Origin of the sequence: Vibrio harveyi, assembly GCF_030060435.1 — a bacterium.
Taxonomy (GTDB): domain Bacteria; phylum Pseudomonadota; class Gammaproteobacteria; order Enterobacterales; family Vibrionaceae; genus Vibrio; species Vibrio harveyi.
This window is the reverse complement of record NZ_CP125876.1, coordinates 1,429,990-1,442,314: the sequence shown is the minus strand read 5'-3', so window position 1 is coordinate 1,442,314 and position 12,325 is coordinate 1,429,990. Positions and strand designations below refer to the sequence as shown.

Genomic DNA, 12,325 nt, shown 5'->3' with positions numbered 1-12,325 from the left:
GCTCATTTGCGAGACAGAGGTTATCAGGTTTCTTTACTCAGGTACGATGCGTGAAGAGGAATTCACATAAAATTTGCGTTTGGTTGGTCACTCAAAATCTGGTTGGCTTTCGCTATCTCTAAAGAACAGTAACCATCAAACGAGGGCTGCCAATTTACCTCTAAAATATTAATATGCTATTTTCTCACTGTATGAGAATATCCACTTCTAATTATTTTCCTTTTCTCAGCAACTAAGAATTATAGTTGTTGCATACTCATTATCACGTTACAACACACTCATGACGACAAACAAAGCCAACGCTAACCAAGTCAACGAAAAGGCGCTGCAATTGCTAATGCAAGTCGCAGTTAGTCCATTCCCAGTCTCTGCGAAAACACTCAGTGAACAACTGAATGTGCCTTTAAGCAGTCTTTATAGACACTTAAAGCTCCTCAAAGAGTGGAACTTGATAGAGGAAAGCGTGCACGACAAAACATTTGTGGTTGGTCCTGCCGCCTTGCTGTTAATGCACAGCTATGAGACCGCTCAACACGGTTTGGACATGGTAGAAACCATCCTTGCTCGTTTGGTTCAGCAAACCGGCGAAATGGCAGCTTATATGGTGCCATCTGGTTATCGTGCGCTTTGTGTCAGACAAAAAGAGAGTATGCAGGCGCTTCGATGCAGCTACGTCCAGGGTCAAAGTCAACCATTGCTTCGTGGCGCCTCATCTAAGGTGATGCTGGCTTTCATGCCTCAAAGTCGTTGTGAAAAGATCTTACGCCACTTTGGTCAAGATCATCGTCTCAACGAGTGGGAACAGGAACTCAGCACCATTCGTAAGAACGGATACGCTGTCAGTACATCAGAAATCGATCCTGGTGTCTCTGGCATCAGTGCACCAGTCATGAAAGGAAGTAAATTGATTGGCGCCGTCTCGGTTATGGCTCCGGCTCACCGAGTCGAAAAGGATAAGCAGCGTATCATTTTGCATGTGTTGCAGGCAGCGAGGGCGTTGCCGCCAGAAAGGTAATTCATCATGTTGAGCTTTTTCAAACGTTACAAATTTCATCGAGCTGACAAGCCAATTCATCACTACCCTTTTTCATTTATGACGGTATGTGAGCATTTAGCCCCGATGAGCCGCGGAACGTTTGAATTAGCTGATCAAAGCTTAGAAAATGCCAGCGATTGGCTATATCAGCAACATGATCAAGGCTCAGCAGCCAACCTTGGGCACTTTTCCCATCATCAAATCGAGACTGGTGATTTTCAAGAAGCACTGAGCTTATCTCTTTCTCGTCATTCCGTTCCCGTTGTGTTGTCCAATTGCACAGAAGCAGTGCTATCTATGCTGCCCGTTGTCGTTTGTGATGATGACGAAGTGGGCATTATTCACATTGGTCATAAAATGAATTTAAATCCAACACTTGAGCCTCGTGTTGGGTCTGCGTTCCATTTTGCGTTATCCCGTTACCAAAACGTGCGATTGTTCTTTGCAGGCTCTAGTGAGCAAGATACCAAACAAGAAGTATGGGAATATGCAGAAGACCAAGGCTGTGACTGGGTAACCGACCGAGAGTTCTGCTTTCGTCACCGCAACCATCTAAAACAACAAATGGGTAACTACTTAGATCACTGCAATCAAGTGATTGTCTCGATTGATTTGGCATCACTATTAACCAAAAACAGCCTTGATGGAACACCAGCTCTCGATATTCAAATGGTGTTACGCACCATTCGTTTGTGCTTGGTATCTGGCAAAGTAAAAGCCATTCAGTTAGTCGGCGATCGAGATAGACTTGTATACTCAAAACAAACCAAAGCGATCCTTGAAGAGCTGTACCAAATGGCACCTTTAATTGATCACGCAGCCTAATATCTTTGCCTACTGAAACTGAGAGCCAATGACCATTCGTTGGCTCTGCTGCACTTCGTACAAAAATCACCCTTTCTTATTATTTTTTAACAATTTATTACGTCAAAAGTGCGACACAGTTCAGCTCCACATCTTGAACTAAGATCACATTCAAGTTTTAATACTCATCATATGAACTTGGAACAACATACGAAATAAAAAATAACCACAGTTCAATAAGTAAGCGTTAAATAAAAAATAGTACAAGTCGTTGAATCATTCTCTGTGAGTCCATTGCTCACTCTCGCTTGGTGCCATTAAGTTCCACTAAATTTAGGACACTTGATGATGCGCTTTATTAGCATTTTAAGTACAGCATTACTCTTACCCGCGATGGCTGAGGCAAAAGTTTATGATCTTGCCGATATTCCAACGTTGAACGAAATTTGTGCGGGTGATGGATTCACAGTGCAAGGAAACCTCTACACCTGCTCTAGTTCCATTAGCATCCCTGAAGGTGCTCACATCACCAACTCAAAACCCACCCCTCAAACTGCAACGATCGTTGCTTACGGCAATGTTGAGCTCAAAGGGAAAAACAATATTGGCTCTGAAGCAACGCCCATTAATATCAAGACCGAAGGTGGGGACTTTGAGATCATCGTCGAAAATACTGGAGAACCAAGCAAGATAGTCGGTAATTTAACCTCGCATGGTCTGCTTTCTATCAAAGACACGATTGTTTTTGGTCATGTCAAAAGTGCCGGTGGCAGTATTTTAATCAAAGGACGATCCAACTTTGTGTTTGGCGACATTTATGCTCTTCGAAAAGTAGAACTTGAACAAACTCAGGTAGATGGTGACGTCTATGCCGGTTCTTCGAGCTCGAACATGTTAGACACATCTCTATTGGCGAAAGACAGCGTGGTCAATGGCAATCTGAAGAGCGTCGGCAATATCAAGCTAGTTCAAGCAAAAGTCTGCGGAGATTTAAACTCAGAAGGTCAACACATCTTTTCAGAAGGCGGTCGGAGCCAAATTGTTGGCAATACGAGTGCATTTGCAACAGTCGACTTTAAGAATATCGATATCTTTGGTACCAACAACCTAACCAATAGCGTTAAAGGTAACAAAGTCACCATCGATGCCATAAGTAACGTTTACGCACCTAAATTAGCAATAAACTCATTTCAAAAAGCCACGCTGCAAGATACCTCAATATGTGGCTTTGTTTACTCTGCAGTTGCGATTGATACGGTTCCTGCAAACTACTGCGGCTTTGACGATGCAGATTGTACATACAGCAACCAAGTATCAAAGTTGTGTCCGATACCAGAAGAGATACCAATCTGCGATATTACACCACCAACTGATGACGATTATGACCTTATCGTCTCACCGACAGATGATATGGCATTAATGTGCGGTGACGATTTACCGGTTTTTACCGTAAAAACAACAAACAAAGGGGAAGCTGCGAGTGCAAAAGTTGTCGCTGCGCTATCTGATCCAAAATTGTTTTCGCTGCAAATGGTCGAAGGCAAAACCGAAGTTGACGAAAACACCTTTATTTCAAACGATGAAGGAACACTGATCATTAAGGTCATCCCGAAAGACATAGACTCAATCGCACTGGATGCAAGCTATAGCCTAACCTTCTCTCTGCTCGACGACACTAACAAAACTCAAGACGTAAAGTTCATGTTTACGCCTTTCATGTTTGAAGCTTACTCGGTCATGTCTGGGGAGTCTCTGGATGATATCAAAGTCATTGCGGGTAAGGAGAAAGATGTACACATGAGATTGCTCGCGTGTACCTCTGGAGATCAACCCGTTATCGCTTCCAATTACAATGGGTCACCCACAGTTAATCCAACAATTACACAACCTAAAAGTGGCAAGTTCGGTGATTTTAAGCTTTTAAACGACTTTAAGAATGGTGAATCAGAAGAGTCGAAGTTGAAAACCTATGAATCAGGGCAATTTAGAGTCGAATTATCGGATAGTTTTCAATGCGCTGATTATAAAGACTGTCCAAGTAGTGGCTCAGTCCCAGTCACAGGGCATTTCAACGTTAGTTCTCGTCCTTGGACTTTGGCTATCTGTGACGGCTCTACCCCACTTGCCTCAGGTACATCAGAAAGTGGAGAGGGTTTCATCGCGGCGGGAGACTACTTTTCTCTTTCAGTAAAACCCATCGTTTGGCAAAACAAAGCGCTGCATACGGATGAAGTAAATACCTCGAATTACTGTAACGCCAGAGTAACGAGTAACTTTATGATGGAGGATGCTCCTGCGGCCAGCATCGTCCTTACCAGTTCACAGCAAACACCAAAGGCAACTGCCGAGCAGACTCATACCTTACTGCGCAGTTCAAATACCCTAAAACTGAGCCATACCGAGAGTGAAAACTCACGCTATTACTTCTCTCAGCTAGTTTGGGACGAAGTCGGCAGCTTAAAAATTAAAGCGCAGCTCGATACTACCTATCTGGGAATGACAGTGAACACAGGCTACCGAAATATCGGTCGCTTCTATGCCAAATACTTCGAGGCAAAAGATGCAGAATGGCAATACCCTGAGAAGCAAGACTTCATCTATATGAACCAGCCATTTGAGCAAGTTACCTATGATGTTGTGGCCCTTAACGCCAAGGAGAAAAACATCGAAAACTACGTACATTTTAATCCCGCTTTGCGCGAGAGTTTTTACCTTGGGGAACTCAGTGACTATACGAACCGATTTATTCCACCAGCAGCAAACAGCGCGGTATGGAACCTAGAGGCAGGAGCAAGCGTTGGAACTTTCACTATTGTTAAACCAGCAAACCATGCGACTTGCGAGAACAGTCCTTGCTGGAAGAAAGATGAAACCGATGGACGCTATCCAGACGGACCATTCAACAAAGTAAAAGACAATACAACAACCAAGACAAAAATAGGTTTGGCTTTCATCAAGCCAGTCGACGAAATTCACTTCATTGACGACACTCATATTCTGAAAGAGCAGCCAGATATTCGCTTTGGTAGACTCAACTTTAAAGATGTCGGGGGCAACCAAGGCATGACCATAAAAGTCCCACTGGATGTCGAAGTTTGGCACAACGGACGCTTTGTTACCCACTTTGACGACAGCGCGACCACGACAAATGGACAGCATCATTCACGCACGCCAATTTGGTCCAACTCTGCTCCTGACAACACTAAGTTATCTGGTGAAGGCACCATGCTGGCAGGCAGAACCTACGATATCGTAGCCAGCCAAGTCGATTCCGCACGAGAGCAAGTTCGATTCCACTTAGACTTAAGCGACAAGGGAAACAACTTACCTTGGCTTAAATACAATTGGGATAAGAAGAGCAAAGCCGAAGACAACCCACCCACTGTGGTCACCTTCGGGATTCATAGAGGGAATGACCGCATTATCTACCGCGGAGAACCGAACTTCATTGGTATGAATTAAACCGTTTGTATTTCCCCAGATCACCGAGGTGATGGTTAGGTATCGTAAGTATAAACACAAACGCCCCTCGTCATGAGGGGCGTTTTTTATATTCTGAAGTTAGTTAGAAGAGCGACGTGCTTTCAAACGTTTTACCATTGCTAGGCGACGTTCAGCTGAACCTTGGTCTGTTGCCGATTGGTTCGGGTTGTTACGACGACCTTGGCGGTTCTTGAAAGCTGGTTTTGAGTTTAGCTTCTCAATGTACGTTTCACGTTGTTTTGGTTCGTAACCTGCAAGTTCGATACGGCGAATACGCTGTTGAATAAGGTTTTCAACCTGTACTACCGTTAGCTCTTCTTCGCGGTTAACAAACGAAACGGCGTGACCTTGCTTACCAGCACGACCTGTACGACCGATGCGATGAACGTAATCTTCCGCTAGAAATGGCATATCGTAGTTCACAACGTGTGGTAGATCTTCAATATCCAAACCACGCGCTGCAACATCCGTTGCGACCATTACACGAGCTTTGCCCGTTTTGAATTCTTCTAGCGCACGACGACGAGCACTTTGCGCACGGTCACCATGACAAACAACCGCTTTAATGCCATCAAGCTTAAGCTCTTTTACTACATCGTTCGCTGTTTCTTTGTAGTTCACGAACACCAATACTTGCTTCCAGTTTTTACGACCAATTAACTCAGAAAGCAGTTCTGTTTTACGTTCTTGATCCACTGGGTAAAGGACGTGCGCAACCGTCTGTGCAGTCGTGTTCGCACGCTCTACTTCGATACGTTTTGGCTTGCGCAGAATGTCTCTCGCCAATAGGTTTAGCTGGCTAGACGTCGTTGCTGAGAACATCATGATTTGTGGGTCAGTATCCACATCCAGCATGATCTTACGTACCGCATGGATAAAGCCCATGTCCAAGATACGGTCTGCTTCATCAAACACAAGAAACTCGATGTTCGCCACTGACACATTACCTTGTTCAATGTGCTCTTCAAGACGACCTGGCGTCGCCACTAGAATGTCAACACCGCGCTCTAATGCAGAAATTTGAGAAGACATCTTGCGACCACCAAAGATTGCAGCAACCGATAGCTCAGTATACTTAGTGTACGCTTTGATGTTATCTGCGATTTGCTCTGCTAGCTCGCGAGTTGGAGCCATGATAAGCGCACGTGCCGTTTTACGAGATGCACTACGACCAGATTCCAACAACTGTTGAATCATAGGTAGCGAGAACGCGGCAGTTTTGCCCGTACCCGTCTGTGCAGTGGCAAAAATATCATGACCTTTACGAGCCATTGGAATCGCCTTCTGTTGAATTGGCGTTAACTTCTCATAACCGCATTCTGCCAGTGCTTTTACCACTTCTGGCGCAAAACCTTGAGATGAAAATGACATTGAGCGTATTCCTTAAACAAATCACTAAATAGCTTTAAAAATTTTAGCGGTGCACTATACCCGAATTCGAGTGATTTATCTCACTTTTCTCATGCGTTCACGTAAAAACTCATGGAATCACGCGAGTTTCGATTCGGTACTCTTTATTTTATGCCCAACTTTCGTTTACTGAATGAAGAAATAACGATTTTTCCCCGATTTCTTCGCTTCGTACATCGCCATATCGGCTTGGTGCATGAGGTCATCAAACGTGCATTCCGGCTCGCAGGAATAGCAGCCACCTATTGAACTGGTCACTTGATGGAACTTGCCTTCTACCACTTCGATTGGGTCTTGGATTAAATGAATAAGAGACGCCGCGTAATGCTCAGGATTTTCCATATGTTCGGTATTGCTCAAAAGGATGGCGAACTCATCGCCACCTAAGCGAGCGAGCAACGCTCTAGAACCGAATACGCGACGCATTACCGATGCAATGTGAACCAGTGTTTTGTCCCCTGCAGCATGCCCATATTCATCATTAATGAACTTAAAGCCATCCAAATCGAGATAGATCAAACACGCCTTTTTGCCCTCTTTAAAACAACGCGCTAAGGTTAGCGTCGCTTGTTCTTGAAACGCAGCGCGGTTCACTAATCCTGTTAAGCTATCGTGGTGTGCAAGGTAATGAATGCGTTGATTATCGGAGAAAGCACGTAGCTGGAATCGAGCGATAAAATACGCCAGAGCGACAGCCAAAACCATACCCACTTGCATTAACCATTGACGTTCGTAAATGCCACTACTGATCTCTTTGCGTTTCGCAAAATCAACATAAGACACCAACTTCCATGCTGTTGAGCTGTTTTCGCTCACATGGTAATTCTGGAAACAATAGGGGTTAATTCTGTCCACAGCGCCAACAGACTCTATGGTCATGATGCCATGTTCAGTCTCAATCTGACCGGATTGCGTTTGCTTGATTTGAGCAGCTAATTCAGGGTAAGCATTGTAGACGGTCTCTTGTTGCCTATCGGAATACATAAACGCAAATTCTGCGTCTCGGTTTTGCTTGTTAAAAAGGAAATAGCCGTCTTTATTCAAAAGCATGTAGTTAGTACCCATGTCGAGATTGAACAACGCCATACCTTCCATCAAGTACTTGGCTAAGTAGTTAACCACCACGATCCCTCGCTTGTTTCCCTGCTTATCAAATACTGGCGTCGCCAAGCGGATCATTGGTTTGAGAGGAACTTCGATCTGTCCATGTTCTATATTTAGGTCCAGAGGAGAGACATAGATTTTACGGCATCCAAGTTTAAGGGCTTTTGAAAAATAGTAGCGTTTCGCTTTATTCTGTAATTCTTTCTTAGGTACGACTTCAGAATGACCACCATTAAAGTTGATTCGGATAACTTCATTACCCTGCATATCAAGATAGCGGAGCTGGTCATACACTTCTTTACGTTGACTCACAGCCTCTAGAATCGAATTCAAGCGAGACAATTCAGCACGTTGCGCTTGTTCAGAAGGAAGCTCAAGGGTTTCGTAAACTCGTCTCGCTGCCATGATATCCGCCAACAGAGCCGTCTCTCTCACTACAGACCCCATCACCCACTCAATGTACTGTTTCTTGCCTTTTAATAGCGCTTGTTGCTGCACACGAATATTGCTTTTAGCCGCTTCTTCAGATGCTGATTTGTCGTAATGAATGATGGCGCCAAATACGGCAACTAACAAAAAGAAAATCGCGACAAAGCGTAAACAAAAGAACTTCAGTTCCGAGAGGGTAAAGGTAGGATTCAAGAGATCTCCGGTTTCTTATAGCGCGAGAAAACCGGCGATTATAGTGATACGCGTCGCATATATATAGAGCAACGGCGATAATAAATTTCTATCGTCTCAATAACAAGATTCTATCGAAAAAGACCCAAGTCGATACTCAGGTCTTAATTTTGAGCACTTAACGCTCAGTTATCGATGCCACAAAGCTTAAGTAGAATCGCTTCGAGCTGGTCCCATGGCATTAGTTGTGAGTCGATCACCTCAAGACGAGATTCGAAACCTTCTAGGCTCATTTGGTTTACCGACACCACGCCATTTGCCACGTTAAACGCGAAACAACCTTGGTCTGTGTTAACAACCGCTTTAACACGTTCTGCTGTCAGATCCGATAACATGGAGAACAGTTGATCAAAATTAAAGTGGTATTCGGCACCAAACAACCAACCACAGCTGTAATAGCCCTGTCCTTTGTTTTCTTTACGGATGAACGCTTCGCCAGGAGGCAACTGAAATTGTGGCTCTTGATGCGCGTGATCATGATGATGAGCTTCGATATGAGAAGAAGCACTACCGTGCACGCGTTCAATATCCAACACTTCAATAGGAAGATCACCATCATGAATCAGTTTGCTGAACACTTTTGAAGGCGATTGGTCCGTTACCCAATCGTTGAAAACATCAATGTCATGGCTGGTACACAGATCAACTTTGCTGCCAATAACCACATCCGCGCTATCTAGCTGATCGACGAAGTTCTTATTTGATAGATACTTCTCAACGCTGAGGTTACGAGGGTCCACCAGTGCGATGGTTGCTTTTAAATCAACATACGGCAGGTACTGATCAGAAGTCAGCGTTGCAATGACTTGCTTTGGATGCCCCAAGCCCGTTGGTTCAATAAGAAGACGATCAGGTTTTTGACGTAACAATGCCGTAATACCAACAGACATCGGCACACCAGCCGTACAACACATACAGCCACCAGGAACTTCTTTGATCATTGCACCCTGGTCAGTCATCATCGCGCCATCGATACCAATCTCGCCGAACTCATTCACTAACACTGCCCAGTTTTCATTTTCTGGTTTGTTTTTCAATAAGTTCAGAATAGTCGTGGTTTTACCGACGCCAAGAAATCCCGTCAGTATGTTGGTAGGTACTCGATTTGACATGCTTTTCTCCGACAAGCTTGTGCTTTAATGCTTAGCCAAAGTATACGGAGAATGTGACATGCTTCAACGCTTTTTATCTCGGGAGTTTAAGCCCTGATGAAGCGCTTTTGCTTTAGTTTGCTGTGATCGTTCGTAATAACCAAACGCATCTGCATTGCCTACGCCAGATAGATGCATGCTGGTATGAATGACACAAGTAAAGAACGCCACAATGGCAACGAGTATAGGAAGCAGTCCGAGAGTGTTTTCGAATTTTAGGGCCGCAATAGCCAAAGCGAAAACAACCGCAGAGGAAAGCGCAATGATCTTACTTCTATTGCTTTTCATGATAGTTCGCCTTTTTTATTGAAACGAGAGAGCAAAATGAATGAGTTAAACTCTTTCATCTGTCACCTCAATGCTACTCCTTTCATAGCCCACAAAATTTGAGCAACTTAACAGATACAAGAACACCAAGCGATGCGCCTAATGGCAGAGGCTCGGTGATGTCTCATCAGCAAATCTGCCCTGCGGTCACGGCGATATCTGATTCATTATCTATGGCTACCTGAGCCAATCGCGCCAACCCTTCAACAATGACGTCCAGTGACATCGTAGGCTGGTTGCCCGAGCTATCTTGCTCTGGCAAAAGTGGGATATGCACAAAACCATGACGTACCGATTTATCGCGTAAATAATGTTGAACACCATAAAAGAGATGATTACATACGAAGGTCCCTGCCGTGTTTGAGACTTGGCATGGAATGTTTTCTTGTTGCAGTGCTCTTGTTATCGCCTTAATCGGTAACGTCGTAAAGTAAGCATCCGGACCACCAGGGATCACTGGTTCATCTATCGGTTGATGACCACCATTATCCGGAATACGAAAGTCATCCACATTAATTGCAACGCGCTCAGGAGTAATCGCAGTACGTCCTGCCGCTTGACCAACTGTGATAACAATATCGGGCTGATGCAGTTCTATTGATTCTATCACTGCTTCAATGGATTCATATCGAGTAACAGGCACTTGGCACATTACCACTTCACCCCCATCGAGTTTTCTACCGTTTAAGCGCTTTACGGTCTCTAAGGCAGGGTTGATAGATTCCCCACCAAAGGGTTCAAAACCAGTAATCAAAACTTTCTTCATAGTGGCGGGTCTCATAGTAGTGGTCTTAACGAATTGTTGATGATGAATTTACAACAGCTTAGCTTTAGAACGTGAAGCATTATTACATCGCTTTTCCCACCCACCAAAGATTACGCTGCGCTTCGGATTGAAAATCTGAGATCCACCCTGATTTCACCATTGCTTGCTTGAATTCAAACCACGCGCATGCCCCTGCTCCTCGTCTCTTGAGCCATTTGGTTAGTACAAATCCTTTCTTGGTTTCTGTCCGTAACTTAGGTAGAGTACGCGACCATTGAGTATCTACAATTCGAAGAGATTGAATACGATGAACATTGATAATCAAGTTATCGAAACACTAGAAGAGCTTGAAGCCTTCTTACACCTTATTGAAAGTGGCGCACTGGGTCTTGAGGGCGTAACCGGTGTGGCACTTGCGACAACGAACACAGATGGTCGTCCATTTGTGGCAGTATTGGGTGACAAACACCAATTGATCCTTGGTCGTTGGGTTTCTCAGCACGTTTACGATAACGGTAAAGACATCGTTCGTAACGGTCCACAGCGCAAACACTAATCGAATGTTTTTACCTCTAATCTTAGAGGGTTCTAAAACAGTAAAGCTCGCTTAAACAGCGAGCTTTTTTATGTCTACTGTCAGAGGTTTAAGGTAATTCCTACAAGCCCTGTTTGGTTTCTAAGCTATTGTTCAAAAATAAAAAATAAGCTTGCCACCAACGACTTAACTCGTGACATTTCGCTGACAAAACTGCGAAAGAAACTCCTAGAATTTATCTCGGAAGCGATTCTAATGTTCGTTTCCGGACACCATCGCAGAGCAGTGTTCCTAGTTGCTCTGTTTGCCTCGTTTAGTCCGCTTGACAGCCTTGGACTAAGCGGGGCTTTTTTCTGGCATCAACGAAAAGATAACGGCTAATTAGCGAACCCAAGTGAGCTCGATTGTTTCTCTTCGTGAGAACATCTCGATATGAGAAGCCACAACAGCCTTCACTTTTACCAACAATTCTTCAGATTCCGCTTCACAGATAACCAAGAGGCCCTCCCCTTCCAACCTAAATTCCGTGCTTCCGACAGGAAACGTCACTAAGCCCTTTTCGTCATTCCAAGTCGCAGGTACCTTGCGAGCAAAATGGCGGCATAAGGTGACGAGGTATTTACTCGCATGCTCGCTTTCGATTTTCGTCGTTTCTTTGATCATTGGTTTACACTTCCCTTCATAAACAAATCTCTCTCGCTAGGCTGTACCTTTCGAGCACTCCAGAATAAAAAATGGCTCTCTGATGAGAGCCAAATAGCTAAGGTTGTTATACCCAAGTGACTTCAAGATGCAGGATTCAGAGCGCTGTCATTGATTCGAGAGTAAGGAAAACAACGCAGTGTAATCTAGCTCTTTCCAAGTTGTTTGACGCAGCAATCGGGTCAATGACACGCTCCCAAAGGGCGAGCTGCCTTGGCTTGTATACTTTGTTGCCGATTCTTGATTTAGAATGACTAGATCTTTAAATCGCCGCCGCGTCTACAAACCAAGTCATTCTCGCTGAACCTAGCATCTCGAGGTTACTT

The 12,325-nt window shown here is 44.3% G+C and carries 10 protein-coding genes; 4 read left to right on the top strand and 6 right to left on the bottom strand.

Annotation, left to right across the window (positions count from 1 at the left end; genetic code table 11):
* The first annotated feature begins 280 nt into the window (after positions 1–280).
* The 3 genes from QMY49_RS23030 (at position 281) to QMY49_RS23020 (ending at position 5,302) form a co-directional block, all read left to right on the top strand.
* On the top strand, positions 281–1,015 hold the full coding sequence (locus tag QMY49_RS23030) for an IclR family transcriptional regulator (RefSeq protein ID WP_005452217.1): 735 nt from the start codon (positions 281–283) through the stop codon (positions 1,013–1,015).
* A gap of 6 nt (positions 1,016–1,021) precedes the next feature.
* A complete protein-coding gene (locus QMY49_RS23025; RefSeq protein ID WP_009696019.1) occupies positions 1,022–1,861 on the top strand; it encodes an arginase in 840 nt (279 codons plus the stop codon).
* 324 nt (positions 1,862–2,185) lie between these two features.
* Positions 2,186–5,302, top strand: a complete 3,117-nt coding sequence (locus QMY49_RS23020; protein ID WP_283314592.1) for a polymer-forming cytoskeletal protein — start codon at positions 2,186–2,188, stop codon at positions 5,300–5,302.
* Positions 5,303–5,401: 99 nt separating this feature from the next.
* On the opposite strand, the gene QMY49_RS23015 is transcribed toward QMY49_RS23020, so the two are convergent.
* The 5 genes from QMY49_RS23015 to pcp all read right to left on the bottom strand — a co-directional run bounded on the left by QMY49_RS23015 (position 5,402) and on the right by pcp (position 10,762).
* Positions 5,402–6,694 (bottom strand): DEAD/DEAH box helicase, encoded by a 1,293-nt coding sequence (locus QMY49_RS23015; protein ID WP_009696017.1) that lies wholly within the window; start codon positions 6,692–6,694, stop codon positions 5,402–5,404.
* Positions 6,695–6,859: 165 nt separating this feature from the next.
* The gene (locus QMY49_RS23010) at positions 6,860–8,479 is read right to left on the bottom strand and encodes a sensor domain-containing diguanylate cyclase (RefSeq protein WP_009696016.1); all 1,620 of its coding nucleotides are present in this window, start codon (positions 8,477–8,479) and stop codon (positions 6,860–6,862) included.
* A 164-nt stretch (positions 8,480–8,643) separates the two neighbouring features.
* A complete protein-coding gene (locus tag QMY49_RS23005) occupies positions 8,644–9,630 on the bottom strand; it encodes a CobW family GTP-binding protein (protein ID WP_009696015.1) in 987 nt (328 codons plus the stop codon).
* A 63-nt stretch (positions 9,631–9,693) separates the two neighbouring features.
* A complete protein-coding gene (locus tag QMY49_RS23000) occupies positions 9,694–9,957 on the bottom strand; it encodes a hypothetical protein (protein ID WP_005452225.1) in 264 nt (87 codons plus the stop codon).
* Positions 9,958–10,123: 166 nt separating this feature from the next.
* The gene (gene pcp, locus QMY49_RS22995) at positions 10,124–10,762 is read right to left on the bottom strand and encodes a pyroglutamyl-peptidase I (RefSeq protein ID WP_283314585.1); all 639 of its coding nucleotides are present in this window, start codon (positions 10,760–10,762) and stop codon (positions 10,124–10,126) included.
* 307 nt (positions 10,763–11,069) lie between these two features.
* Between pcp and QMY49_RS22990 the strand changes: the two genes are divergently transcribed.
* Positions 11,070–11,318 carry a hypothetical protein gene (locus tag QMY49_RS22990; RefSeq protein WP_005452227.1) on the top strand — a complete coding sequence of 83 codons (249 nt, stop codon included), beginning with the start codon at positions 11,070–11,072 and terminating at the stop codon, positions 11,316–11,318.
* 360 nt (positions 11,319–11,678) lie between these two features.
* Here QMY49_RS22990 and QMY49_RS22985 read toward each other — a convergent pair whose 3' ends face one another.
* Entirely contained in the window at positions 11,679–11,960 is a 282-nt protein-coding gene (locus QMY49_RS22985; protein ID WP_017190701.1) for a DUF2218 domain-containing protein, read from the bottom strand.
* Between the last annotated feature and the right edge of the window lie 365 nt (positions 11,961–12,325).

What these genes read in the sequence shown, in the direction of transcription:
- QMY49_RS23030 (WP_005452217.1), top strand. Translation starts at nt 281, where the DNA reads ATGACGACAAACAAAGCCAACGCTAACCAAGTCAACGAAAAGGCGCTG.
- QMY49_RS23025 (WP_009696019.1), top strand. Translation starts at nt 1,022, where the DNA reads ATGTTGAGCTTTTTCAAACGTTACAAATTTCATCGAGCTGACAAGCCA.
- QMY49_RS23020 (WP_283314592.1), top strand. Translation starts at nt 2,186, where the DNA reads ATGATGCGCTTTATTAGCATTTTAAGTACAGCATTACTCTTACCCGCG.
- QMY49_RS23015 (WP_009696017.1), bottom strand. Translation starts at nt 6,694, where the DNA reads ATGTCATTTTCATCTCAAGGTTTTGCGCCAGAAGTGGTAAAAGCACTG.
- QMY49_RS23005 (WP_009696015.1), bottom strand. Translation starts at nt 9,630, where the DNA reads ATGTCAAATCGAGTACCTACCAACATACTGACGGGATTTCTTGGCGTC.
- QMY49_RS23000 (WP_005452225.1), bottom strand. Translation starts at nt 9,957, where the DNA reads ATGAAAAGCAATAGAAGTAAGATCATTGCGCTTTCCTCTGCGGTTGTT.
- pcp (WP_283314585.1), bottom strand. Translation starts at nt 10,762, where the DNA reads ATGAAGAAAGTTTTGATTACTGGTTTTGAACCCTTTGGTGGGGAATCT.
- QMY49_RS22990 (WP_005452227.1), top strand. Translation starts at nt 11,070, where the DNA reads ATGAACATTGATAATCAAGTTATCGAAACACTAGAAGAGCTTGAAGCC.
- QMY49_RS22985 (WP_017190701.1), bottom strand. Translation starts at nt 11,960, where the DNA reads ATGATCAAAGAAACGACGAAAATCGAAAGCGAGCATGCGAGTAAATAC.